The sequence below is a fragment of the Roseateles sp. FW305-36 genome, assembly GCF_058787015.1.
This window is the reverse complement of sequence record NZ_JBYSZK010000010.1, coordinates 116,375-139,819: the sequence shown is the minus strand read 5'-3', so window position 1 is coordinate 139,819 and position 23,445 is coordinate 116,375. Positions and strand designations below refer to the sequence as shown.

21 protein-coding genes, 1 other RNA gene and 2 pseudogenes are annotated in these 23,445 nt (G+C 67.0%); 17 read left to right on the top strand and 7 right to left on the bottom strand.

Features of this window, described 5'->3' with window-relative positions; all coding sequences use genetic code 11:
• Positions 1-54: 54 nt before the first annotated feature.
• Positions 55-495 (top strand): preQ(1) synthase, encoded by a 441-nt coding sequence (gene queF, locus AC3WOE_RS19255; protein WP_310265053.1) that lies wholly within the window; start codon positions 55-57, stop codon positions 493-495.
• 132 nt (positions 496-627) lie between these two features.
• On the opposite strand, the gene AC3WOE_RS19250 is transcribed toward queF, so the two are convergent.
• The gene (locus AC3WOE_RS19250) at positions 628-1,407 is read right to left on the bottom strand and encodes a substrate-binding periplasmic protein (RefSeq protein ID WP_492692705.1); all 780 of its coding nucleotides are present in this window, start codon (positions 1,405-1,407) and stop codon (positions 628-630) included.
• A 51-nt stretch (positions 1,408-1,458) separates the two neighbouring features.
• Here AC3WOE_RS19250 and dapC point away from each other — a divergent pair, with 51 nt between their 5' ends.
• The 5 genes from dapC to AC3WOE_RS19225 all read left to right on the top strand — a co-directional run bounded on the left by dapC (position 1,459) and on the right by AC3WOE_RS19225 (position 7,560).
• Positions 1,459-2,676 (top strand): succinyldiaminopimelate transaminase, encoded by a 1,218-nt coding sequence (gene dapC, locus AC3WOE_RS19245; RefSeq protein WP_492692704.1) that lies wholly within the window; start codon positions 1,459-1,461, stop codon positions 2,674-2,676.
• Positions 2,673-3,497 (top strand): 2,3,4,5-tetrahydropyridine-2,6-dicarboxylate N-succinyltransferase, encoded by an 825-nt coding sequence (gene dapD / locus AC3WOE_RS19240; RefSeq protein WP_492692703.1) that lies wholly within the window; start codon positions 2,673-2,675, stop codon positions 3,495-3,497. Before dapC ends, dapD begins: the two co-directional genes overlap by 4 nt.
• Positions 3,498-3,626: 129 nt before the next feature.
• On the top strand, positions 3,627-4,772 hold the full coding sequence (locus tag AC3WOE_RS19235; RefSeq protein WP_492692702.1) for a PilT/PilU family type 4a pilus ATPase: 1,146 nt from the start codon (positions 3,627-3,629) through the stop codon (positions 4,770-4,772).
• Positions 4,769-5,629 carry a 50S ribosomal protein L3 N(5)-glutamine methyltransferase gene (gene prmB, locus AC3WOE_RS19230; RefSeq protein WP_492692701.1) on the top strand — a complete coding sequence of 287 codons (861 nt, stop codon included), beginning with the start codon at positions 4,769-4,771 and terminating at the stop codon, positions 5,627-5,629. The genes AC3WOE_RS19235 and prmB overlap by 4 nt, the downstream gene beginning before the upstream one ends.
• Positions 5,626-7,560 carry an ABC-F family ATP-binding cassette domain-containing protein gene (locus tag AC3WOE_RS19225; RefSeq protein ID WP_492692700.1) on the top strand — a complete coding sequence of 645 codons (1,935 nt, stop codon included), beginning with the start codon at positions 5,626-5,628 and terminating at the stop codon, positions 7,558-7,560. Before prmB ends, AC3WOE_RS19225 begins: the two co-directional genes overlap by 4 nt.
• Here AC3WOE_RS19225 and AC3WOE_RS19220 read toward each other — a convergent pair.
• Positions 7,557-7,919: a DUF1304 domain-containing protein gene (locus AC3WOE_RS19220; protein WP_492692699.1), complete on the bottom strand. Its 363-nt coding sequence runs from the start codon at positions 7,917-7,919 to the stop codon at positions 7,557-7,559. The genes AC3WOE_RS19225 and AC3WOE_RS19220 overlap by 4 nt on opposite strands.
• A 122-nt stretch (positions 7,920-8,041) precedes the next feature.
• On the opposite strand from AC3WOE_RS19220, the gene AC3WOE_RS19215 reads away from it, so the two are divergent.
• The 4 genes and pseudogenes from AC3WOE_RS19215 to AC3WOE_RS19200 form a co-directional block, all read left to right on the top strand.
• Positions 8,042-8,527 carry a MarR family winged helix-turn-helix transcriptional regulator gene (locus AC3WOE_RS19215; RefSeq protein ID WP_492692698.1) on the top strand — a complete coding sequence of 162 codons (486 nt, stop codon included), beginning with the start codon at positions 8,042-8,044 and terminating at the stop codon, positions 8,525-8,527.
• Between the two features lie 41 nt (positions 8,528-8,568).
• Positions 8,569-9,003: an organic hydroperoxide resistance protein gene (locus AC3WOE_RS19210; protein WP_439462759.1), complete on the top strand. Its 435-nt coding sequence runs from the start codon at positions 8,569-8,571 to the stop codon at positions 9,001-9,003.
• 68 nt (positions 9,004-9,071) lie between these two features.
• Positions 9,072-10,328: pseudogene (locus AC3WOE_RS19205) on the top strand (esterase-like activity of phytase family protein); the annotation flags it as partial.
• A 108-nt stretch (positions 10,329-10,436) separates the two neighbouring features.
• A pseudogene (locus AC3WOE_RS19200) lies at positions 10,437-10,526 on the top strand (PEPxxWA-CTERM sorting domain-containing protein); the annotation flags it as partial.
• Here AC3WOE_RS19200 and AC3WOE_RS19195 read toward each other — a convergent pair.
• Positions 10,527-11,447: an asparaginase gene (locus AC3WOE_RS19195; RefSeq protein WP_492692697.1), complete on the bottom strand. Its 921-nt coding sequence runs from the start codon at positions 11,445-11,447 to the stop codon at positions 10,527-10,529.
• Positions 11,448-11,531: 84 nt separating this feature from the next.
• On the opposite strand from AC3WOE_RS19195, the gene lexA reads away from it, so the two are divergent.
• A complete protein-coding gene (gene lexA, locus AC3WOE_RS19190; RefSeq protein WP_492692696.1) occupies positions 11,532-12,203 on the top strand; it encodes a transcriptional repressor LexA in 672 nt (223 codons plus the stop codon).
• Positions 12,204-12,287: 84 nt separating this feature from the next.
• On the opposite strand, the gene ssrA is transcribed toward lexA, so the two are convergent.
• The 4 genes from ssrA to ompA all read right to left on the bottom strand — a co-directional run bounded on the left by ssrA (position 12,288) and on the right by ompA (position 14,784).
• Positions 12,288-12,660, bottom strand: a transfer-messenger RNA (tmRNA) gene (gene ssrA, locus AC3WOE_RS19185).
• Between the two features lie 14 nt (positions 12,661-12,674).
• Entirely contained in the window at positions 12,675-13,349 is a 675-nt protein-coding gene (locus AC3WOE_RS19180; RefSeq protein ID WP_492692695.1) for an HAD-IA family hydrolase, read from the bottom strand.
• Positions 13,346-14,050, bottom strand: a complete 705-nt coding sequence (ubiG, locus tag AC3WOE_RS19175) for a bifunctional 2-polyprenyl-6-hydroxyphenol methylase/3-demethylubiquinol 3-O-methyltransferase UbiG (RefSeq protein ID WP_492692694.1) — start codon at positions 14,048-14,050, stop codon at positions 13,346-13,348. The genes AC3WOE_RS19180 and ubiG overlap by 4 nt, the downstream gene beginning before the upstream one ends.
• A 77-nt stretch (positions 14,051-14,127) precedes the next feature.
• Positions 14,128-14,784 (bottom strand): outer membrane protein OmpA, encoded by a 657-nt coding sequence (gene ompA / locus AC3WOE_RS19170; RefSeq protein ID WP_310259496.1) that lies wholly within the window; start codon positions 14,782-14,784, stop codon positions 14,128-14,130.
• Positions 14,785-15,046: 262 nt separating this feature from the next.
• On the opposite strand from ompA, the gene gyrA reads away from it, so the two are divergent.
• The 6 genes from gyrA to AC3WOE_RS19140 are packed head-to-tail and all read left to right on the top strand — an operon-like array spanning position 15,047 to position 23,391.
• The gene (gene gyrA / locus AC3WOE_RS19165) at positions 15,047-17,689 is read left to right on the top strand and encodes a DNA gyrase subunit A (protein ID WP_492692856.1); all 2,643 of its coding nucleotides are present in this window, start codon (positions 15,047-15,049) and stop codon (positions 17,687-17,689) included.
• A 3-nt stretch (positions 17,690-17,692) separates the two neighbouring features.
• Positions 17,693-18,298, top strand: a complete 606-nt coding sequence (locus tag AC3WOE_RS19160; protein ID WP_492692693.1) for a DUF2059 domain-containing protein — start codon at positions 17,693-17,695, stop codon at positions 18,296-18,298.
• Positions 18,299-18,312: 14 nt separating this feature from the next.
• Entirely contained in the window at positions 18,313-19,401 is a 1,089-nt protein-coding gene (gene serC, locus AC3WOE_RS19155) for a 3-phosphoserine/phosphohydroxythreonine transaminase (protein ID WP_492692692.1), read from the top strand.
• A complete protein-coding gene (gene pheA, locus AC3WOE_RS19150; protein ID WP_492692691.1) occupies positions 19,394-20,491 on the top strand; it encodes a prephenate dehydratase in 1,098 nt (365 codons plus the stop codon). Before serC ends, pheA begins: the two co-directional genes overlap by 8 nt.
• A gap of 3 nt (positions 20,492-20,494) precedes the next feature.
• Entirely contained in the window at positions 20,495-21,391 is an 897-nt protein-coding gene (locus tag AC3WOE_RS19145) for a prephenate dehydrogenase (protein WP_492692690.1), read from the top strand.
• A complete protein-coding gene (locus tag AC3WOE_RS19140; protein ID WP_492692689.1) occupies positions 21,391-23,391 on the top strand; it encodes a bifunctional 3-phosphoshikimate 1-carboxyvinyltransferase/cytidylate kinase in 2,001 nt (666 codons plus the stop codon). The genes AC3WOE_RS19145 and AC3WOE_RS19140 overlap by 1 nt, the downstream gene beginning before the upstream one ends.
• Positions 23,392-23,445: the final 54 nt, after the last annotated feature.

Below are 23,445 nucleotides of genomic sequence, written 5' to 3'. Positions count from 1 at the left end.
TGAATCATGGCCACCAAGAAGTCCGCCGCCCCCGCCCCCAAGAAGAAGCCCAAGATGCGCGAGGTGCCCCCGAATCCGCCGAGCAAGCCCAGCAAGGACATCCTGGTCTTCCCAAACCCGAATCCCGAGCGCGACTACGTCATCCAGTTCCAGGTGCCCGAGTTCACCTGCCACTGCCCGCTGACCGGCCAGCCCGACTTCGCCCACTTCACCATCGACATGATTGCGGACGAGCTCTGCGTGGAGCTCAAGAGCCTGAAGATGTACTTCTGGAGCTACCGCAACGAGGGCGCCTTTCACGAGAAGGTCACCAACAAGATCCTCGACGACATCGTCAAGGTCACCGACCCGCGCTTCATCCGCATCACAGCCAAGTGGTATGTGCGCGGCGGCATCTACACGAACGTCGTCGCCGAGCACCGCAAGCCGGGCTGGACGCCCGCACCGCGCGTGGACCTGCCGGCCCACGGCTTCGAGTCGGGCATGCTGGGTTGAGTTCTTGCGGGCCGAGCGCCGGGCCGCTCCCTAGCCGGCCCGCTCTGGTGATGTGCTCGCGGTTCGACGCCGCGAGCATCACCGTCCCCTCGGGGGACCGTCCAAGGTACTCCTTGGACGAGGGGCTCCGTTTCAACGCTTCATCACGGGATTTCGCCGCCACGCGTCCTGGTTGTCGTCGACCAGCCGCCCGGCGTTCAGCGTCGCCAGATAGCGCTTGAGCATGGCGTCGAACTCCTGCAGTCGGCCCAGGCAGGCGCTGCGGCGCGACCAGCCGACATAGTTCAGCGCCTCGGCCACATGGGGCTTCAAGGCGACGAACTTGCCCTCGTTGCCGCTGGTGATCAGGTGCGACAACGCCGGGTAGTGGGGCGAGATGAAGTAGTCGATGCGGCCGGCGTCGAGCTTCAGGAAGTTCTCCTTGATGCCCGGGCCGGTCTCGACGGTGAGGTTGGCCTCGATGTATTCATCCAGCCCGTCGCCGAAGCGCGTGCCATGCGTGACGCCGCCATGCAGGCCGCGCAGGTCTTCGCGTTTGGTGAACTTCAGTTTCTGATTGACGCGGATGAAGACCGAGCTCGGGTTGCTGAAGATGGGTGTGTCGGTGAAAGCCAGATAGAGCTCGCGCTCGCTGTTGCGCTTGAGCTCGGTGACGATGTCCACCTCGCCGACGCGGGCGTTCTGCAGCACGCGCACGAAGGGCCCGACGTAGCGCAGTTCATAGGGCAGTTTGATGGCCTGCAGCACGGCCAGCACCACGTCGACGCTGGCGCCGCGCAGGGTCTGGCCGTCGTACCAGGCATAGGGTGGGTATTCGGGATCGGCCGTCACGACGACCTTGGTGCAGGCGCCCTGCGCCCCAGCCACGCCGCTCGCGACGAGCAGCCCGGCAGCCAGCCAAGCATGATTCATCTTCGTGCCTCCCCAGGCTGCGGTTCTTGGTCCGCGCCCTATCATCGCCGGATGAGTTTTCCCGTCAATCCGCGGCTCGACAGGCTGCAGCCCTACCCCTTTGAGCGCCTGCGCACGCTGACCGCCGGCATCACGCCCAATCCGGACCTGGCACCCATCTCCCTGGGCATTGGCGAACCGCGCCATGCCGCACCGGCCCTGATCGCCGAGGCCATCAACGCGTCGATGAAGAGCCTGGCGGCCTACCCGGCCACGGCCGGCACGCCGGCGCTGCGTGAGGCCATCACCGGCTGGATCTCGCGCCGCTATGGCCTGACGCTGGACCCGGCCACCCAGGTCCTGCCCGTCAACGGCTCGCGCGAGGCCCTGTTCGCCATCGCCCAGACGGTGGTGGACCCCAGCCGTGCCGGCGCGACCGTCGTCTGTCCCAATCCCTTCTATCAAATCTATGAAGGCGCGGCCCTGCTGGCCGGCGCCGAGGTGGCCTTCGCCAACTCCGACCCCGCACGCAATTTCGCCGTCGACTGGCGGCAGATCGACGCGGCGACCTGGGCACGCACCCAGTTGCTCTACGTGTGCTCGCCGGGCAACCCGAGCGGTGCCGTCATGCCCCTGTCCGAATGGCAGGCCCTTTTCGAGCTCAGCGACCGCCACGGCTTCGTCATCGCGTCGGACGAGTGCTATTCGGAGATCTATTTCCGCGCTGAAGGTGAAGGTGCGGCCCCCCTGGGCGGCCTGGAAGCCTCGGCCAAGCTGGGCCGCAGCGACTTCCGCAACCTGATCGCCTTCACTTCGCTGTCCAAACGCTCCAATGTGCCGGGACTGCGTTCGGGTTTCGTGGCTGGCGACGCCGCCCTGTTGAAGAAGTTCCTGCTCTACCGCACCTATCACGGCAGTGCCATGAGCCCCATCGTGCAGGCAGCGAGCATCGCGGCCTGGGGCGACGAGGTCCATGTCGTCGAGAACCGGGCGCGCTACCGCCACAAGTTCGCCGCCGTCACGCCGCTGCTGGCGGGCGTGCTGGACGTGGCCCTGCCCGATGCCGGCTTCTACCTCTGGGCGGCTGTTCCCGGTGGTAACGACATCGCCTTCGCCCAGGGCCTGCTCGCTCAATACAATCTGGCCGTCCTGCCGGGCAGCCTGCTGGCCCGCGAAGCCCATGGCAACAACCCCGGCGCCGGCCGTATCCGCCTGGCCTTGGTGGCCGACGAGGCCGAATGCCTTGAAGCCGCCCACCGCATCGTCTCTTTCACCCAATCTCGCCGATGAACACCGCTGAACTGCAAAGCCTGATCGACCTCGCCTGGGACAACCGCACGTCCCTGGACCCCGTCAACGCGCCCGATGTGCGCCAGGCCGTCGACCATGTCATCGCCGAACTGGACGCCGGCCGCCTGCGCGTGGCCACCCGCGAGGGTGTGGGCCAGTGGACGGTGCACCAGTGGATCAAGAAGGCCGTGCTGCTGTCCTTCCGCCTGAACGACAACCGCATCATGGGCGACAAGGAACTGACCTTCTTCGACAAGGTGCCGACCAAGTTCGCCGGCTGGAGCGACGAGCAATTGCGCGCCAGCGGCGTGCGCGTCGTGCCGCCGGCCGTCGCGCGCCGCGGCAGCTTCCAGGCCAAGAACGTCGTGCTGATGCCCTCCTACGTGAACATCGGCGCCTATGTCGACGAAGGCGCCATGGTCGACACCTGGGCCACCGTCGGTTCCTGCGCCCAGATCGGCAAGAACGTCCACCTGTCGGGCGGCGTCGGCATCGGCGGCGTGCTGGAGCCCCTGCAGGCCAACCCGACCATCATCGAAGACAACTGCTTCATCGGCGCCCGCTCCGAGGTCGTCGAAGGCGTCATCGTCGAGGAGAACTCGGTCATCTCCATGGGCGTCTACATCGGCCAGAGCACGCCGATCTACGACCGCGCCACCGACACCGTGAGCTACGGCCGCATCCCGGCCGGCTCCGTCGTCATCTCGGGCTCCCTGCCCAAGGACGGCGGCCGCTACTCGCTGTATGCGGCCATCATCGTCAAGCGCGTCGATGCCCAGACGCGCTCCAAGACGAGCATCAACGAACTGCTGCGCGCCTGAGGAAGCCATGAGCTCGTTTAGCCAACCCCAGCGGGCCGAGCGCCGGGCCGCTCCCCAGCCGGCCCGCATCCCCTCGGGGGATCGGCAGACGTACTCGACTGACGAGGGGCACTGATGTCAGGCGGCAACATGGAGCGCATCCTGCGGCTGATGGCCGACAAGGGTGCTTCGGACTGCTATCTGTCGGCCAATATGCCGGTGCTGATCCGCATCAACGGACAGACCGTGCAGCTCTCCGACCAGCTCCTGACGCCGCCCCAGCCGCGCCAGCTCATCGCCGAGGTCATCGACCCAACCAGCCTGGCCGAGCTCGACAACTCGGGCGAGCTGAACCTGGCGGTGTCGATCAGCGGCGTCGGCAGCTTCCGCCTGTCGGGCTTCCGCCAGCGCGGTTCCATCGCCGGCGTGTTCCGCCACATCCCGCATGACATCCCGACGCTGGACAGCCTGCAGCTGCCGGCGGTGCTCGGCACGATGATCAAGGAAAAGCGCGGCCTCATCCTGATGGTGGGCGCCACCGGCACCGGCAAGAGCACGACGCTCGCCGCCATGCTGGAAATGCGCAACCAGACCATGACCGGGCACATCCTCACCATCGAGGACCCGATCGAATACCTGTTCAGCAACAAGCGCTCGGTCGTCAACCAGCGCGAGATCGGCCGCGACACGGCCTCGCTGCAGATCGCGCTGAAAAACGCGCTGCGCCAGGCGCCGGACTGCATCCTGATCGGCGAAATCCGCGATCGTGAAACCATGACGGCGGCCATCTCGTATGCGCTGTCGGGCCACCTGGTGCTGGCCACCCTGCACGGCAACAACACCTACCATGCGCTGAACCGCATCCTGTCCTTCTACACGCCGGAATCCCGCCCGGCGCTGCTGAACGACCTGGCCGCCGGCCTCAAGGCCGTCGTGTCGCAGCGCCTGGTGCGCGCCACCGCCGGCGGCCGCGTGCCCGTCGTCGAAATCCTGCTGAACACCAAGCTGACGGCCGAGCTCATCGAGCAGGGTGACTTCGCCGGCGTGAAGGAGGCGATGGAGAAGTCCATCGCCGAGGGCTCGCAGACCTACGAAGAGCATTTCGCCAAGCTCATCAGCGAAGGCACCATCACCCGCGAGGAAGGCCTGGCCTTCGCCGATTCGCCGACCAACCTGCTCTGGCGTCTGCAGAACGAGACACCCGGCGCCCGCATGGCGGCCACGCCGCGCAAGGAAGAGAAGGCCAACGACGAGGCCAGCTTCACCGAAATCACCCTGGACGTCCGCGGCACTTGAAGCTGATTGACTGCATCGAATCCCAAGCCGCCCGCCTCGCCCAGGCGGGCTTGTTTTTTGGCCATGGCACGACGAACGCGTTCGACGAGGCCATGTGGCTGGCGTTGTGGCGCCTCGGCATTCCGCTGGACGCGCTGGACGACCACGAAGAGCGCGAGCTGACCGCGGCCGAGGTGGCGGCCATTGCCGCGCTGGTTGACGAGCGCATCACGACCCGCAAGCCGGCCGCCTACCTGACCGGCGAGGCCTGGCTGCAGGGTGTGCCCTTCACCATCGACGAGCGCGCCATCGTGCCGCGCAGCTTCATCGCCGAATTGATTGCCGACGCCAGCATCGATCCCTGGCTGAATCCGGCCAGTCGCCGCGTGCTGGACCTGTGCACCGGCAACGGCAGCCTGGCCGTGCTGGCGGCCATGGCCTGGCCCGACGTCGAGGTCGATGCGCTGGACATCGACATCAATGCGCTGGCCGTGGCCCGGCTGAATGTGGAGCGCCACAACCTCGCGCTGCGCGTGCGCCTGCTGCAAGGCGATGGCCTGGCCGGCGCTGAAGGACCCTACGACTTGATTCTCTGCAACCCGCCCTACGTCAACAGCGCCAGCATGGCCGCCCTGCCCGCCGAGTACCTGGCCGAGCCCGAGCTGGCCCTGGCCGGCGGTGCCGACGGCATGGACTTCATCCGCGAACTGCTGCGCGCCGCACCCGCCGCGCTGAACGACGACGGCGTGCTGGTGCTGGAAATCGGCAACGAACGCCCCTTCTTCGAAGCTGCCTTTCCCGACCTCGAAGTCGTGTGGATGGAAACCTCCTCCGGTGCCGACCAGGTGCTGCTGGTGACCAAGGAGGCCCTGCTGTGATCACCATCCGCGACATCACGCTGCGCCGCGGCGTCAAGGTGGTGCTGGACAACGCCTCCGCCACGCTGCAACCCGGCGAGAAGATCGGCCTCGTCGGCCGCAACGGCGCCGGCAAGTCCAGCCTGTTTGCGCTGCTGACGCATCGCCTGGGCAACGACAAGGGCGAGGTCGAGGTGCCCAGGCACTGGCGCCGCTCCGAGGTCGCCCAGAACATGCCCGAGACCGACGACGGCGCGACCGACTATGTGCTGCAGGGCGACCTCACGCTGGTGGCCGCCCGCGTCGCGCTGGAAGCCGCCGAGGCGGCCAACGACGGCCATGCGATGGCCGATGCGCATGCTGCTCTGGCCGATGCCGGCGCCTTCGACGCCCGCTCGCGCGCCCAGGCGCTGCTGATGGGCCTGGGCTTCAAGACCGTGCAGCTCGATGCGCCGGTCAACAGCTTCTCCGGCGGCTGGCGCATGCGCCTGCAGCTGGCCCGCGCGCTGATGTGCCCGGCCGAGCTGATGCTGCTGGACGAGCCCACCAACCACCTGGACCTGGACGCCCTGGTCTGGCTGGAAGCCTGGCTGCAACGCTATGACGGCACGCTGATCATCATCAGCCATGACCGTGAATTCCTCGACGCCATCACCAAGGTCACCCTGCATCTGGACGAAGGCAAGCTGGTGCGCTACGGCGGCAACTACACCAGCTTCGAGACCCAGCGCGCCGAGCGCATGGTGCTGCAGCAGGCCGCCTTCGCCAAGCAGCAGGACCGCGTCGCCCATCTGCAGAAATTCATCGACCGCTTCAAGGCCAAGGCCAGCAAAGCCAAGCAGGCCCAGAGCCGCGTGAAGGCGCTGGAGCGCATGGAGAAGCTCGCACCGGTACTGGCTTCCGCCGATTTCAACTTCGAGTTCCGCGAGCCGCTGAACCTGCCCAACCCGATGCTGATGTTCGACGAGATGGCGGCCGGCTACGGCACGACCACCATCGTCCGCAACGTCGACCGCTCGGTGCTGGCCGGCCAGCGCATCGGCATCCTCGGCGCCAACGGCCAGGGCAAGTCGACGCTCGTGAAGACGATCGCCGGCACGCAAGCCCCGCTCGCCGGCAAGATGACGCAGGGCAAGGGCCTGTCCATCGGCTACTTCGCCCAGCAGGAGCTGGACGTGCTGCGCCTGGACGAAGGGCCTCTCGAGCACATGGTGCGTCTGGCTCGCGAGGTCGGCCCCGCCGGCCGCGAGCAGGAGCTGCGCGACTTCCTCGGCCAGTTCCGCTTCACCGGCGACATGGTCAACCAGCAGGTCGGCAGCCTGTCCGGCGGCGAGAAGGCCCGCCTGGTGCTGGCCATGCTGGTCTGGCAGCGCCCCAACCTGCTGCTGCTGGACGAGCCGACCAATCACCTGGACCTGAACACCCGCGAGGCGCTGTCGATGGCGCTCAACGAGTTCGAGGGCACGGTCATGCTGGTCAGCCACGACCGCGCGCTGCTGCGCGAGGTCTGCGACGAGTTCTGGCTGGTGGCGGATGGCGTCGTCAAGCCCTTTGACGGCGACCTGGACGACTACCAGCGCTGGCTGCTCGACCAGAGCAAGGAAGCCGCCCGCGCGGCCAAGAAGGGATCGGCGCCGGCCCCGGCTCCGGTCGTCGCTGCCGCACCCGCTGCTGCGCCCGCGCCGCGCGAAGACCGCAAGGCCTCAGGCCAGGCCCGCTCCAAGCTGGCCGAGCAGACGCGCCCGCTGCGCAAGGAGATGGAAGCCATCGACAAACGCCTGCACACCCTCGCCTCCGAGCGCGCCGAGATCGAGGCCCAGCTGGCCGAAGGCGCCGCCGCCTCGGCCATCGCCGAGATGGGCAAGCGCCTGAAGGCGATCGCCGACCAGCTCGAAGCCGACGAGATGCGCTGGCTGGAACTGGGCGAGCAGATCGAGGCGATGAGCGCTTAGATCGCGAGCACTGCCGCGAGCGCCAAGGCGCCCGGCAGCGCCTGCACGTAGAGGATCTTCTTGGACGCCGTGGCCGCGCCGAACACGCCGGCCACGACAACACAGCCCAGGAAGAACACCAGCCAGGGCTTGCCCGCGCCCGCGGCGCCCAGCCACAGCCCGTAGACCAGGCCCGCCACCAGGAAGCCGTTGTAGAGGCCCTGGTTGGCCGCCAGCGCCCGGCTAGCCTCGGCGAAGTCCTTGTCCAGCCCGAAGGCCTTGCGACCCAGCGGCTTGGTCCAGAAGAACATCTCCAGCACCAGGAAGTACAGGTGCAGCAGCGCCACCAGCGCGGCCAGCCCGATTGCAACCATCTGCATCGTCTCTCTCCTCGTCTCTGTGATTGGGGGTGGCGCATCGTCTCAGATCGCCCTAGGGTCCGGTGTCGCCCAAAAGACCATTTAACTTGTGTGCAATTGAATTGCGAGCTACATTAACACCCATGGCACGCAGCAAGACCCCCACCCCCAGCACCGATCCGCGCGGTGAATGGCTGCAGCTCGACCGCCAGCTCTGCTTCGCGCTGTACAGCAGCTCGCTGGCCATGACCAAGATCTACAAGCCTCTGCTGGCGCCGCTGGGCCTGACCTATCCGCAATACCTCGTCATGCTGGTGTTGTGGGAGGTCGAAGGTCAAAGCGTCTCCCAGCTCGGCCAGCGCCTGTCGCTGGACTCGGGCACGCTGACGCCGCTGCTCAAGCGCCTCGAGGCCCTGGGCCACATCGAGCGCCGCCGCGCCAGCGACGACGAGCGCCGTGTCGACATCTTCCTGACGCCCCAGGGCCGCCAACTGCGCGAGCTGGCCCTGGACATTCCCAGCCACCTCGCCTGCGCCAGCGCCTGCGAGCTGGACGAAGTCATCGCGCTGACGCAGCGCCTCACCCAGCTGCGCCTGCAACTCAACCGGGCCGCCGACGCGGCCGCCTGATTTCTTCCCCACCCCACCTGACCACCCCCAAGGAGCCCACCATGGCCATCGAAAAAGCCCTCTACACCGCCACCGCCACTGCCACCGGTGGCCGTTCCGGTACCGCCAAGTCGTCCGACGGCGCCATCGACGTGACCCTGTCCACGCCCAAGGAACTCGGCGGCGCCGGCGGCCCGGGCACCAACCCCGAGCAGCTGTTCGCGGCCGGCTATTCCGCCTGCTTCATCGGCGCCATGAAGGCCGTCGCCGGCAAGCAGAAGATCGCCCTGCCGGCCGAGGTCTCCATCACCAGCGACGTCGCCATCGGCCCGCACGCCAACAAGCCGGGCGCCTTCGGCATCCAGGTCGACATGAAGATCTCGGTCCCCGGCATGGACCGCGCCGCCCTGGAAGCCCTGGTCAAGACCGCCCACGAGGTCTGCCCCTACTCCAACGCCACGCGCGGCAACGTCGACGTCTCGCTGACCATCGTCTAAGACGCACGTCACGCCGGCGTCACACGCGCCGGCCAGCATCGCGGGTTTTCCAAACACGGAGACCCGCGATGCGCCCCTTCCTGATCACCGCCGTCGCCAGCGCCCTGCTGGCCCTTGCCGCCCCCTCGCGCGCGGCCGAACCGGTGCTGATCGGCATGGGCAATCTCAGCGGCTCGCTGAGCGATCTGTCCGGCCTGAACTACAACCTCGAGAGTGGCCTCGCCGCCAACCTGCTCGGCGGCATGGGCTCGGGCCTGGCCTGGGCCGGCGGCAACACCTTCCTGGCGCTGCCTGACCGCGGTCCGAACGCCAATGACTGGGGCGCGTCCAGCCTGGACAACACGACCTCCTTCATCAGCCGCTTCCAGACGGTGCAACTCGACCTCGTCGCCGCGGCGCCGGGCTCCGCCCTGCCCTACACGATCGCTCCGACGCTGAAGGCCACCACGCTGCTGTCCAGCGCGACGCCGCTGAACTACGGGGCCAAGGCCCCGACGCTGACCGGTATCGTCAACAGCAGCGCGCTGACCGCCGGCAGCACCCAGTACTTCTCGGGCCGCTCCGACAACTTCGCCACCGGCCTGTCGACCAACCCGAACAACGCCCGCCTCGACCCCGAAGGCATCCGTGTCTCCAACGACGGCAAGAGCGTCTTCATCTCGGATGAATACGGCCCCTACGTCTACCAGTTCGACCGCGCTACCGGCCAGCGCACGCGCACCTTCAGCCTGCCCGACAGCTTCGCGGCCCCCAACCTGAGCAGCTCGGGTGCTGCCGAGATCTCCGGCAACACGACCGGCCGTGTGGCCAACAAGGGCATGGAAGGCCTGGCCATCTCGCCCGACGGCAAGACCCTGTTCGGCTTCATGCAGAGCCCGCTGGCCCAGGATGGCGGTGACGGTGGCCGCTACAACCGCATCGTCAAGATCGACATCGCGACCGGTGCCGTCAGCCAGTTCGCCTTCGACAACCAGATCAACGGCAAGGCCTACAACAGCAGCGAGCTGCTGGCCCTGAACGACCACGAGCTCCTCGTGCTGGAGCGCGACGGCAAGGGCATGGGCGACGGCTCGCCCGGCTCCAAGGCCGTGGTGAAGCAGCTCACCAAGATCGACCTGACCGGCGCCACCGAAGTCAGCGGCATCAAGGACCTGCGCACCCAGCCCAGCGTGGCCATCGTCGGCACCAAGTTCCTCGACATCCGGGCCGCGCTGAACGCCGCCGGCATCTCCGACGCGCAGATCCCGTCCAAGCTCGAAGGCATCGCCTTCGGCCAGGACGTCACCGTCAACGGCAAGACCATGCACACGCTGTACTTGGCCAACGACAACGACTTCCTGGCGACGGCCGTCCCCAACGGCAGCAGCGCCGCCGTGCCCTATGGCAATCAGTTCTATGTCTTTGCCTTCGAAGGCAACCTGGTCAACCAGACCATCGCGGCCGTGCCGGAACCCAGCCAGTACGCCATGCTGATCGCCGGCCTCGGCGCCGTGGGCTTCATGGCCCGCCGTCGCCGCGGCTGATCAGGCGTCGGCCAAGAGGGCCAGGATCAGCTCGATCCTGGCCTTGACCGGGCTCAGCGCGCCCGCGCTGGGCAGCAAGCCCGGCAGATCCATGACGGGACCGGCGTCGCAGCGCGTACTGCGCAGGACGCGCACACCGCCCGCTTCGGCCTCGCGCAGGGCTGCATCCAGGCCGCGGCTCAGCGTGCCGTTGCCGGTGCCGGCGGCCACGAGGCCGTCGACGCCGCTGGCCGACAGCGCGCGCACGACGGCGCCGTCCGCGCCCGCGTGGTTCATGACGATGTCGACACGCGGCCAGCGCTCTGCGGGCGCGGCAATGCGCGCAAGGCCCAGCGCCTCGCCCACCGGCCAGCGGCCGACCTGGCGCACGACACCCTCCTCCACTCGCGCCACCAGGGCGCCGTCGACCGACTCGAAGGCATCGACGCGGTAGCTGTGCGTCTTGCGTACCTGAACCGCGTCATGCACGCGGCCGGCGAAGGCGACGACGACACCTTGTGCGCCTGGCTCTGCCGCCACCTGAACGGCATCGAAGAGGTTCTGCGGTCCATCCGGCGCCAGTGCCGTCGCCGGTCGCATGGCCGCCGTCAGCACGACAGGTTTGGACGGCGCCAGCACGCGATGCAGGAAGTAGGCCGTTTCTTCCAACGTGTCCGTGCCATGGGTGATGACGAGGCCGGCGACCTCGGGGCGTTCCAACTGCTGATGCACGGCGGCCGCCAGCTTCTGCCAGGTCGCGAAATCCATGTCCTTGCTGTCCAGCTGGGCGACCTGATGCGCCTCCAGCTTGCGAGCGGCGAGCGCGGGAACGGCAGCCAACAAATCCTCGACGCGCAGCTGTGCGGCCGTGTATCCAACGCCATCGCTGGCGGTCTTGGCGGTGCCGGCGATGGTGCCGCCGGTGCCCAGAATGACGATCAAACGATCAGAGGTTTGCAATTTCTTGGTTTCCTGGACAAAAATACAGGTGCTGGACAAATTTCCAGCCATCTCAAAAGGCCGAACGTGCAAGACCGACCCAAGCTTACCGCCCGCCAGCAGCAGATCTTCGACCTGGTCCGCAATGCGATCGAAAGCACCGGCGCCCCGCCGACCCGTGCCGAGATCGCCGCCGAGCTGGGATTCAAGTCCGCCAACGCGGCCGAGGAACATCTGCAGGCCCTGGCCCGCAAGGGCATGCTGGAACTCGTGGGCGGCACCTCGCGAGGCATCCGCCTCAAGTCCGAAGTGCTCGGCGCCCTCAATCGCGCGCGTCAGTTCAGCCTGCCCATCCCTTCGCTGTCGCAACTGACGCTGCCGCTGATCGGCCGCGTCGCCGCCGGCGCGCCCATCCTGGCCCAGGAACATGTCGAGCAGACCTACAACGTCGAGCCCAGCCTGTTCTCCAAAAGGCCCGACTACCTGCTCAAGGTCAAGGGCATGAGCATGAAGGACATCGGCATCCTCGACGGCGACCTGCTGGCCGTGCAGTCGGCCAAGGAGGCCCGCAATGGCCAGATCGTCGTGGCGCGCGTCGGCGAAGAAGTCACCGTGAAGCGCTTCAAACGCGGGCCCGATGGCATCCAGTTGCTGCCCGAGAATCCCGACTTCGAGCCCATCGTCGTCAACGAGGACAGCGAGAGCTTCAGCATCGAGGGTCTGGCTGTGGGCCTGATCCGCGGACAAGGGTTCAACTAGGCCCAGGGACGAGGGTTCAATTCCCCCCGGCTCACTTGAAATGAAAAAGGCCCGCGTCACCGACACGGGCCTTTTTCGTCTGGATGGTGGAGCCGGGGGGAATTGAACCCCCGTCCGCAAGCCATCACCGGGCAGATCTACATGTTTAGCCGGCTGGTTTGAATCTCACGGTCAACTCGCGCAGTGGCACGCTAGCTTTCCCGCCAGTCACTTGATCTCACGCCCCACCGAGTGACCCGGTGCGACGCCAGCCGATGTGAGTGACTTCTCAGCCTTGCCCCTTGCGGAACTCAGCCCGGCCCATCGGCCTGCCGTTGAGAAGCTCATCCGCAATTAAGCGGCGAGTGCGAACGTAGAGTCGTTTGCAGTTACTTTGTTTCCAGTGGTTTTACGAGCGGACTGGTGCTCGACATGCCCTACTCCGGATCCGCACCCACGTCGAAACCAAGTCGGCCCCAGAGAACTCCTATTTTAGGCCAGTCCGAGCTGCTTCAAGAGCTCGCCGGGCGCGGACAGCTCGATATCCGCACCCCAATGGCGGAATTCGCCGCCATGACCCAGATAGCCCCAGGCCGCGGCAGCGGTCTTCATGCCAGCGGCGCGGCCGGCCAGGATGTCCCGCTCGTCGTCCCCGACGTACAGGCAGGCCGCGGGCGCCACGCCCAACCGCCTTGCGGCCTCCAGCAGCGGCGCGGGATGCGGCTTGGTGTGGCCCGTCGTATCGCCACCGACGATGGCGGCGGCTGCAAGCCCGAGAGCCTTGGCCAGCGGCAGGGCAAAGCGCTCGGCCTTGTTGGTGACGATGCCCCAGGCGAGGCCGCCCTCCACCAATCCCAGCAGTTCGGCTTCGATGCCAGCGAACGGCGTCGTGCTGTCGTACATCAGCGTCTCGTAGCGATCGAGGAACTCGCGCTTGAGCTCTTCATACGCAGCATGCCCAGGCGCAACTTCGAAGGCCTGGCCCAGCATGCCGCGGGCACCGGAGCCCCCATGCGGGCGGTACCGCGACAGCGGCAGCGCCCGCATGCCGCGATCCATGCGCATCGCATTGGCGGCCGCTGCAAGATCGTTGGCGCTGTCGATCAGCGTGCCGTCCAGATCGAACAGCACGGCGCGCAGATGCGACCAGCGTGGTGCGAGCTTCAAGCGGGGCGGCGGCAGGCCAGCAGATAGTTGACGTCGGTGTCGCTGCCGAGGCTGTAGCGCTGCGTCAACGGGTTGTAGCTCAGGCCGCGGCTGCCCTGCAGCTCCAGCCCGGCGTCGCGGCAGTACTGGGCAAGCTCGGAAGGCTTGATGAAGCGTGCGTATTCATGCGTGCCCTTGGGCAGCATCTGCAGTACGTATTCGGCGCCGACGATGGCCAGCAGGAAGGACTTGGCGTTGCGGTTCAGCGTCGACAGAAAGACCCAGCCGCCGGGCTTGACCAGCGTGGCCAGCGCCCGCACGACCGAAGCCGGGTCAGGCACGTGCTCCAGCATTTCCATGCAGGTGACGGCGTCGAAGCTGGCCGGCTGTTCCGCGGCCAGGGCCTCGACGGCGATCTCGCGGTATTCGACGCCTTCGGTGCCGGCTTCCATCGCGTGCAGTTCGGCCACGCGCAGTGGCTTGGTCGACAGATCGATGCCCAGCACCTGGGCGCCGGCGCGGGCCATGGAGTCGCTCAGGATGCCGCCGCCGCAGCCGACGTCGACGACGCGCTTGCCCGCCAGCGGGCAGAGCTGCTGGATCCAGCCCAGGCGCAGCGGGTTGATCTGGTGCAGGGGCTTGAAGTCGCTCTCAGGGTCCCACCAGCGGTGGGCCAGCTCGCCGAATTTGGCGAGCTCTTGCGGATCGGCATTGATCGTCATGACGGAATCGGAAAAGAGAAAAGCCCCGACGGGCGGGCCGTGCGGGGCTTTGCGCAAAGCGCCCGAAGGCGCAGAGCTTACTTGTTGCGCGTACCGACGACTTCGATCTCGGTGCGGCGGTTCTTGGCGCGGCCTTCGGCGGTCTTGTTGTCGGCCACGGGCTGCTTCTCGCCCTTGCCTTCGGTGTAGACGCGGTTCGGCTCGACGCCCTTGCTCACCAGGTATTGCTTGACGGCTTCCGAGCGACGGATCGACAGCTTCTGGTTGTACTCGTCGCTGCCCACCGAGTCGGTATGGCCGACGGCGATGATGACTTCCAGGTTGATGCCCTTGGTCTTGCTGACCAGATCGTCCAGCTTGGCGGTGGCTTCGGGCTTCAGCGTCGACTTGTCGAAGTCGAAGAAGGCATCAGCAGCGAAGGTGACCTTCTCGCTGACCGGGGCCGGCGGCGGGGTCACGGGCTTGGGAGCGACCGGAGCGGGGGCCGGCGGCGGGGGAGCGACCGGAGCCGGGGGAGCCACGACGGGCGCCGGCTTGATTTCGCCGTCGCAACCCTTGGCAGCCGTGGCCGGCGTCCAGAAATTGTCGCGCCAGCAGTATTCGTTGGTGCCGTTCTTCCAGACGGTGCCGTCGGTTGCGCGCCAGTTGTCGATAGCCTGGGCCGATGCGCCAGACGTAGCAACGGCGACAGCGGCCACCGCAAACAGCGACGCCACACGATTCAATTTCTTCATGATTCTCCTCTCAAGGAATGCCGCAGTTGCCCTGCGAGAGTCAGTACTCAACCTCTAACCTCAGGAGAGACTTTAGGGTTTCTCCTAGGGACTCGACGATTGTGCCATGGGGGCACCGGAGCAAACGCATTGTGGCGGCCTACGTTCAAGGGCACGGTGACGATGTTGCGCTGCTGCTACAAGGTAGCGCGGCCCTTAGAATTCGCGCCTTTCACCTACCTCCAAGGACGCCGCGCCCATGTAGGCGCGCGCAATGCTGCGCATGACCCAGTTCGCCAAGGAAACCCTGCCGATCAGCCTTGAGGAGGAGATGCGCCGCTCCTACCTCGACTACGCCATGAGCGTGATCGTGGGACGCGCCCTGCCAGACGCCCGTGACGGCCTGAAGCCGGTGCACCGTCGCGTGTTGTACGCGATGAACGAGATGGGCAACACCTACAACGCCAAGTACCGCAAGAGTGCGCAGGCTGTCGGTGAGACCATGGGTAAATACCACCCGCACGGCGACTCGGCCATTTACGACACCATCGTCCGCATGGCCCAGCCGTTCAGCCTGCGCCACATGCTGATCGACGGCCAGGGCAACTTCGGCTCCATCGACGGCGATAACGCCGCGGCGATGCGATACACCGAGATTCGTCTCGACAAAATCGCTCACGAAATGTTGGCCGACATCGACAAGGAAACCGTCGATTTCGGGCCGAACTACGACGGCAGCCATAAGGAGCCCCTGGTTCTGCCGACCCGTTTGCCGAATCTCCTGGTGAATGGCTCGGCGGGTATTGCCGTGGGTATGGCGACGAATATCCCGCCGCACAACCTGAACGAAGTCGTCGACGCCTGCCTGTTCGCGCTGAAGAGCCCGGAATGCACGGTGGACGAACTGATGGAGATCATCCCGGCACCAGACTTCCCGACCGCCGGCATCATCTACGGCCTGGCCGGCGTGCGCGACGGCTACCGCACCGGCCGCGGCCGCGTGGTGATGCGCGCCAAGGTCCATTTCGAGGACATCGACAAGGGCAACCGCCAGTCGATCATCGTTGACGAGATCCCCTACCAGGTCAACAAGAAGACCCTGCTCGAGCGCATCGCCGAGCTGGTGCAGGAAAAGAAGATCGAGGGCATCAGCCACATCCAGGACGAGTCCGACAAGTCCGGCATGCGGGTGGTCATCGAGCTCAAGCGCGGCGAGGTGCCCGAGGTTGTGCTGAACAACCTCTACAAGCAGACCCAGCTGCAGGACAGCTTCGGCATGAACATGGTCGCCCTCGTCGACGGCCAGCCCAAGCTCTGCAATCTGCGCGACATGATCATCGTGTTCCTGGAGCACCGCCGCGAGGTGGTGACCCGCCGCACGATCTACGAACTGCGCAAGGCACGCGAACGCGGCCACGTGCTGGAAGGCCTGGCCGTCGCACTGGCCAACATCGACGAGTTCATCGAGACCATCAAGACCTCGCCGACGCCGCCCGTCGCCAAGGCCGCGCTGATGGCCAAGAGCTGGGATTCGTCGCTGGTGCGCGAGATGCTGTCGCGCGCTGAAGGCGGCAGCGCCGCCTACCGTCCCGAAGGCCTGGAAGCCGAGTTCGGCATGCAGGCCGACGGCCTCTATCGCCTGTCGGAAGCGCAAGCTGGCGAAATCCTGCAGATGCGCCTGCAGCGCCTGACCGGCCTGGAGCAGGACAAGATCGTCGGCGAATACCGCGACGTGATGGCCGAGATCGCCGACCTGCTCGACATCCTGGCCACGCCTTCGCGCGTGACGACCATCATCAGCGAAGAGCTGACGCAGCTGAAGACCGAGTTCGGCCAAACCAAGCTCGGCGCCCGCCGCAGCGTCATCGAGCACAACGCGCAGGAGCTCGGCACCGAAGACCTGATCACGCCGACCGACATGGTCGTGACGCTCTCGCACACCGGCTACATCAAGAGCCAGGCCCTGAGCGAGTACCGCGCCCAGCGCCGCGGCGGTCGCGGCAAGCAGGCCACGGCGACCAAGGAAGACGACTGGATCGACCAGCTCTTCATCGCCAACACCCACGACTGGATCCTGTGCTTCTCCGACCGCGGCCGTGTCTACTGGCTCAAGGTCTGGGAAGTGCCGCAGGGCTCGCGCAATTCGCGCGGCAAGCCCATCGTCAACATGTTCCCGCTGCAGGCCGGCGAGAAGATCACCGTCGTGCTGGCCCTGACCGGCGAGTTCCGCAGCTTCCCCGAGGATCACTTCATCTTCATGTCCACGGCCATGGGCACGGTGAAGAAGACGTCGCTGAAGGATTTCAGCAACCCGCGCAAGGCCGGCATCATCGCCGTCGACCTGGACGAGGGCGACCACCTCATCGGCGCTGCGCTTACCGACGGCCACCACGACGTGATGCTGTTCAGCGACGGCGGCAAGGCCGTGCGCTTCGACGAGGACGATGTGCGCCCGATGGGCCGCACCGCCCGCGGCGTGCGCGGCATGATGCTCGAGCCCGACCAGCGCCTCATCGCCATGCTGGTGGCCGAAGACGAAACCCAAAGCGTGCTGACCGCCACCGAGAACGGCTACGGCAAGCGCACCTCCATCGTCGAGTACACCCGCCACGGCCGTGGCACCAAGGGCATGATCGCCATCCAGCAGAGCGAGCGCAACGGCCGCGTCGTCGCCGCGACGCTGGTGCGTCCGGAGGACGAGATCATGCTGATCACCGACAAGGGCGTGCTCGTGCGCACCCGCGTCGCCGAGATCCGCGAACTTGGCCGCGCCACGCAGGGCGTCACGCTGATCGCACTGGACGACGGCGCCAAGCTGTCGGGCCTGCAACGCATCGTCGAGAACGATGCCAACGAAGCCGACACGTCCGCCGAGGGCGGTGAAGCCGGATCGGCCGATGACAACACCGAAGCTCCCAAGGACTGACACATGATTTCTCGCAAGCTGGGCCTGGCCCTCGCCGTCGCGCTGGCCACGAGCACCGCCATGGCCGACCCCTCTCCGGCCAAGAAGGCCCTGATCGACAAGCTCCTCGCCCTGCAGCAGCAAAGCGCGGAAGGCATGGCACGCAACCTCGTCCAGCAACCGCTCGCGCCGTTGATCCAGGGCGTGGGCGCTGCGTTGCAGCAGGTGCCGAGCGACAAGCGTGAAGCTACCGCCAAGGCGCTTGACGCCGAAATGAAGAAGTTCATGGACGAGAACGTGTCCTACGTTCGCGACAAGATTTCCAAGACCTTGCCCAGCACGTCTTCGGCGCTGCTGGACGAACGCTTCAACGAGGACGAACTGAAACAGATCGTGGCCTGGGCAGAATCCCCGCTCAGCCAGAAATTCGGCCTCGCCAACGTCGACATGCAGAAGGCCATCGCTCAAAAGGTGATGACCGAAGCCGGCCCGACGCTGGAAGGTCGCCTCAAGACCCTGCAGACCAACCTCGCCAAGCAACTGGGCCTTCAGCCACAGCCTGCCGCGGCCTCCAAGCCCGCGGCACCCGCACCAGCGCCCAAGGCCGCAGCTTCGGCGCCCAAGAAGTAGCCGCTCTCACCTCGATGACCACTGCCCGCCCGTTCAATTTCTCCGCCGGCCCGGCGACCCTCCCCGAACCGGTGCTGCACCGGGTGGCGAGCGAGATGCTGGACTGGGGTGGCAGCGGCATGAGCGTCATGGAGATGAGCCACCGCGGCAAGGAATTTGGCAGCATCCTGGAAACAGCCCTGGCCGATCTGCGCGAGCTGCTCGCCGTGCCGGCCAACGTCCGCATCCTCTTCATGCAGGGCGGCGGCCTGGGCGAGAACGCCATCGTGCCGCTGAACTTGAGCCGCGGCGGCAAGGTCGACGTCGTCGTCACCGGCTCCTGGTCGCGCAAGAGCGCGTCCGAGGCACGCCGCTATGCCGATGTGCACGTGGCCGCTGAAGGCAACGGCCGAATCATCCCCAGGGACTGGCAACTGCGCGACGACGCAGCCTACGTCCACGTCTGCACCAACGAGACCATCGACGGCGTCGAGTTCCACGACCTGCCGCATCTGACCCACGGCGTGCCCCTGGTCATCGACTGCTCGTCGCACCTGCTGTCCCGCCCCATCGATTGGAGCCGCGTCGGCCTGGCCTTCGGCGGCGCGCAGAAGAACATCGGCCCCGCGGGCGTCACGCTCGTCTTCGTGCGCGAGGACCTGCTCGGCCGCGCCCTGGACATCTGCCCCACGGCCTTCAACTACGAGACCGTGGCGGCGAACAACTCCATGTACAACACGCCGCCGACGTTTGGCATCTACGTCGCCGGCCTGGTGTTCCAGTGGGTCAAGGGCCTCGAATACGGCGGCAGGCGCGGCCTCGCGGCCATCGAGCGGCGCAATATCGACAAGGCCGCCCTGCTCTATTCGGCCCTGGACGCGTCCGGCTTCTATGAGAACCGCGTCGACGCCACCTGCCGCTCGCGCATGAACGTGCCCTTCTTCCTGAAGGACGAGAAGCTGAACGACAGCTTCCTGTCTGAGGCCAAGGCGGCCGGTCTGCTGCAGCTCAAGGGCCACAAGTCGGTGGGCGGCATGCGCGCCTCCATCTACAACGCGATGCCGCTGGAAGGCGTGCAGGCCCTGGTGTCGTTCATGAAGGATTTCGAGGCCCGCCATGGCTGAACCCGTCGCCTCCCAGGCCCTGCTGGCGCTGCGCGGCCAGATCGACGGTCTGGACAAGCAGTTGCTGGAACTGCTGAACCGACGCGCCCGCGTCGCCGAACAGGTCGGCGAGATCAAGCGCGCCGAAGGCACGCCCTTCTTCCGCCCGGACCGTGTCGCCCAGGTCATCGACAAGATCCGCGCTGCCAACCCCGGCCCGCTGAAGGCCGAGCATGTGTCGGCCATCTGGCGCGAGATCATGTCCGCCTGCCTGGCCCTGGAGTCGCCGCAGCGCGTCGCCGTGCTGGGTCCGATGGGCACCTTCTGCGAGCAGGCCGCCCTCGAGTACTTCGGTGGCGCGGCCGACATGACCTACTGCGCCAACTTCGACGAGGTCTTCCACGCGACGGCCAGCGGCAGCGCGCAGTTCGGCGTCGTCGGCGTGGAGAACATGACCGAGGGCGTCGTCACGCGCTCGCTGGACCTCTTCCTGCACACGCCCTGCCACGTGGTCGGCGAGGTCAGCCTGCTGATCCGCCACAACCTGATGCGCAAGGAGCCGTCCATGCACGGCATCGAGGCGGTGCTGGCGCATCCCCAGGCCCTGGCCCAGTGCCAGAACTGGCTGAACAAGCACCTGCCCGATGTCGAGCGCCGCGCGGTGTCCAGCAATGCCGAAGGCTCGCGCCTGGCGGCCGAGAACCCGGCCTGGGCGGCCCTGGGCAGCGAGCGCGCCTCCACGCTGTTCGGCCTGCACATCGTGGCCCACGCCATCCAGGACGAGGCCTACAACCGCACGCGCTTCGCCGTCATCACGCTGCCCCAGACCATGGCCACGCCGCCGGCCACCGGCCGCGACTGCACCAGCCTGGTCGTCTCCGTGCCCAACCGCCCCGGCGCCATGCATGACCTGCTGGTGCCGCTGAAGAAGCATGGCGTCTCCATGACCCGCCTGGAGTCCCGCCCGGCCCGCACCGGCCAGTGGGACTACTACTTCTACATCGACCTCGACGGCCACCCGACCCAGCCTCACGTCGCTGCAGCGCTGAACGAGTTGCGCGAGCTCTGCGCCTTCTTCAAGATGCTGGGCGCCTACCCGGTGAAAAACTAAATCATGTTCAACCAGCTCGGCGTGATCGGATGCGGCCTGATGGGCGGCAGTTTTGCGCTGGCGATGAAGAAGGCCGGCCTGGTCAAGCGTGTCGTCGGCTACAGCAAGTCGCCGTCGACGACGGAGCAGGCCAAGAAGCTCGGCGTCATCGACGTCGCCGCCGAATCGGCCCTGCTGGCGGTGTCGGGCTCGGACATCGTGCTGATCGCCGTCCCCGTGTCGGCCACCGAGAGCACGCTCAAGGCCATCCGCCACCTCGTCAACCCGGGCGTCCTGTTCATGGACGTGGGCTCGACGAAGTGCGACGTCATCGAGGCTTCGCGTCGTGCGCTGGGTGATCGGGCGGCGAGCTTCGTGCCCTGCCACCCCATCGCCGGCAAGGAGTCGGGCGGCGTGCAGCACGCCGAGGCCACGCTCTACGAGGGCCGCCAGGTCATCCTGACGCCGCAGCCCTTCACCAACCCGATGCTGGTGCAACGCGCGACGGACATCTGGTCGGCCCTGGGCGCCACGGTGCTGAAGATGCGGCCGCACAACCACGACGCGGCCTTTGCCGCCGTCAGCCACCTGCCGCATCTGCTGGCCTTCGCCTATTTCCAGGCCATCGCCGAGCAACCGGCGGCGCGCGACTATCTCAGCCTGGCTGGACCGGGCTTTCGCGACTTCACCCGCATCGCCGCCGGCGAGCCCGCCGTGTGGCGCGACATTCTCCTGGCCAACAAGCACGAGGTACTGGCCCAGTCCAAGCGCTTCCGCACCATGCTGGACCAACTCGAGGCCCTGATTGAATCCGGCGACGCCGCCAGCCTCGAGGCCGCGCTGCGCCCCATTTCCGAAGGCCGCTCCGCCTGGGGCAATCCGCCCCCCGTTTCCCCACCCGGCCGCCCGGCCGGCAAGTGATGTTCAAGATCCCCTTCCTCGACCTGCCGCCGCTACGCGGCGCCGCAGGCACGGTGCGCCTGCCCGGCTCCAAGAGCATTTCCAACCGCGTGCTGCTGCTGGCCGCGCTCAGCGAAGGCAAGACGGTCGTGCGTGACCTGCTGGCTTCCGACGACACGGCCGTCATGCTGGACGCGCTGCGGGCGCTGGGCTGCGGCGTCTGGCGCGAAGGCGAAGCCATCGTCATCGACGGCCTCGGCGCCCAATTGCGTGCCAAGGAGGCCAAGCTCTTCCTGGGCAATGCCGGCACGGCCATGCGTCCCCTCACCGCCGCCCTCGCAGTGCTGGCCGCCACGCAAGGCGGCAGCTTCGAGGTTTCCGGCGTGGCGCGCATGCACGAGCGCCCCATCGGCGACCTGGTCGACGCGCTGCGCGGCCTGGGCTGCGAGATCGACGACCTCGGCAATGCCGGCTACCCGCCGCTGCGCCTGCGCGGCCCGTCGAGGCTGGCCCTGGACACGCCGGTGCGCGTGCGCGGCGACGTCTCCAGCCAGTTCCTGACCGCCCTGCTGCTGGCCCTGCCGCTGGTCGCCGAGCAGGACGTCCGCGTCGAGGTCATCGGCGAGCTGATCTCCAAGCCGTATATCGAGATCACGCTGGCCCTGCTGGCGCGCTTCGGCATCGAAGTGAAGCGCGAGGGCTGGGAGGCCTTCGTCATCCCGGCCGGCAGCCGCTACCGTTCGCCGGGCGAGGTCTTCGTCGAGGGCGACGCGTCCTCGGCCTCCTATTTCGTCGGCCTGGGTGCCATCGCCGCCGCCGACACGCCCGTCCGCATCGAAGGCGTGGGCAGCGAATCCCTGCAGGGCGACGTGCGCTTCATCGAGGCCGCCGCCGCCATGGGCGCTGAGGTCCAGGCCGGCCCGAACTGGCTGGAAGTCCGGCGCGGCGCCTGGCCGCTGAAGGGCATCACGCTGGACTGCAACCACATCCCCGACGCGGCCATGACCCTGACGGTCATGGCCTTGTATGCCGACGGCCCGACGACGCTGACCAATATCGCCAGCTGGCGCGTCAAGGAGACCGATCGCATCGCCGCCATGGCCACCGAGTTGCGCAAGCTGGGTGCGACGGTCGAGGAAGGCCCGGACTGGATCCGCGTGCAGCCGCTGCGCGACTGGAAGGACGCCTCCATCCACACCTATGACGACCACCGCGTCGCCATGTGCTTCTCGCTGGCTGCCTTCAATGGTCTGGTCACCGACCAAGCCGTGCCGGTGCGCATCCTCGAGCCGCATTGCGTCGCCAAGACCTTCCCGGACTATTTCGAGACCCTGTTCGGCGTCGTCGCGGCGAAGGCCGCAGACATTCCCGTCATCACCATCGACGGCCCGACTGCTTCCGGCAAGGGCACGCTCGCGGACGAGGTCGGCAAGGCCTTGGGTTTCGGCGTGCTGGATTCCGGCGCCCTTTACCGCGTCACCGGCTTGGCCGCGCGCCGCGCCGGCCTGAATCTCGACGATGGCCAGGCCGTGGCCGCCATCGTGCCGACGCTGCAACTGCGTTTCAGCAATGGCCAGGTGTTCCTGGGCGCCGAAGACGTCAGCGCCCGGCTGCGTGCCGAAGCCACCGGCCTGCTGGCCTCCCAGGTGGCCGCCCACGCCGAGGTGCGCCAGGCCCTGAACCAGCTGCAGCTGGACTTCCGCCGCCTGCCCGGCCTGGTGGCCGACGGCCGGGACATGGGCACGGCCATCTTCCCGGATGCCGCGCTCAAGGTATTCCTCACGGCCAGCGCCGCCACGCGCGCCGAGCGACGGTATAAGCAATTGATTTCCAAAGGGATTTCGGCTAATATCGAGAGCTTGCGCGAAGATTTGGAGGCGCGGGACGAACGGGACAAGAACCGCTCGGCCTCACCTCTGGCTCCCGCACAAGACGCGCTGTTGCTGGACAACTCGGCGCTGGGCATCGAGGAATCGGTGACCCAGGTGCTGGACTGGTGGCAAAAGCGCCGGCCTTTTTGACGGCTCGTTACTGACGGGTCTTCAAAAAGGTCCAGGCTTGAGAAGCCACGGCCC

Excerpts from the sequence above, each read along its gene's own strand:
- queF (WP_310265053.1), top strand. The coding sequence starts at position 55 with ATGCGCGAGGTGCCCCCGAATCCGCCGAGCAAGCCCAGCAAGGACATC.
- AC3WOE_RS19250 (WP_492692705.1), bottom strand. The coding sequence starts at position 1,407 with ATGAATCATGCTTGGCTGGCTGCCGGGCTGCTCGTCGCGAGCGGCGTG.
- dapC (WP_492692704.1), top strand. The coding sequence starts at position 1,459 with ATGAGTTTTCCCGTCAATCCGCGGCTCGACAGGCTGCAGCCCTACCCC.
- dapD (WP_492692703.1), top strand. The coding sequence starts at position 2,673 with ATGAACACCGCTGAACTGCAAAGCCTGATCGACCTCGCCTGGGACAAC.
- AC3WOE_RS19235 (WP_492692702.1), top strand. The coding sequence starts at position 3,627 with ATGGAGCGCATCCTGCGGCTGATGGCCGACAAGGGTGCTTCGGACTGC.
- AC3WOE_RS19220 (WP_492692699.1), bottom strand. The coding sequence starts at position 7,919 with ATGCAGATGGTTGCAATCGGGCTGGCCGCGCTGGTGGCGCTGCTGCAC.
- AC3WOE_RS19215 (WP_492692698.1), top strand. The coding sequence starts at position 8,042 with ATGGCACGCAGCAAGACCCCCACCCCCAGCACCGATCCGCGCGGTGAA.
- AC3WOE_RS19210 (WP_439462759.1), top strand. The coding sequence starts at position 8,569 with ATGGCCATCGAAAAAGCCCTCTACACCGCCACCGCCACTGCCACCGGT.
- ubiG (WP_492692694.1), bottom strand. The coding sequence starts at position 14,050 with ATGACGATCAATGCCGATCCGCAAGAGCTCGCCAAATTCGGCGAGCTG.
- ompA (WP_310259496.1), bottom strand. The coding sequence starts at position 14,784 with ATGAAGAAATTGAATCGTGTGGCGTCGCTGTTTGCGGTGGCCGCTGTC.
- gyrA (WP_492692856.1), top strand. The coding sequence starts at position 15,047 with ATGACCCAGTTCGCCAAGGAAACCCTGCCGATCAGCCTTGAGGAGGAG.
- AC3WOE_RS19160 (WP_492692693.1), top strand. The coding sequence starts at position 17,693 with ATGATTTCTCGCAAGCTGGGCCTGGCCCTCGCCGTCGCGCTGGCCACG.
- serC (WP_492692692.1), top strand. The coding sequence starts at position 18,313 with ATGACCACTGCCCGCCCGTTCAATTTCTCCGCCGGCCCGGCGACCCTC.
- pheA (WP_492692691.1), top strand. The coding sequence starts at position 19,394 with ATGGCTGAACCCGTCGCCTCCCAGGCCCTGCTGGCGCTGCGCGGCCAG.
- AC3WOE_RS19145 (WP_492692690.1), top strand. The coding sequence starts at position 20,495 with ATGTTCAACCAGCTCGGCGTGATCGGATGCGGCCTGATGGGCGGCAGT.
- AC3WOE_RS19140 (WP_492692689.1), top strand. The coding sequence starts at position 21,391 with ATGTTCAAGATCCCCTTCCTCGACCTGCCGCCGCTACGCGGCGCCGCA.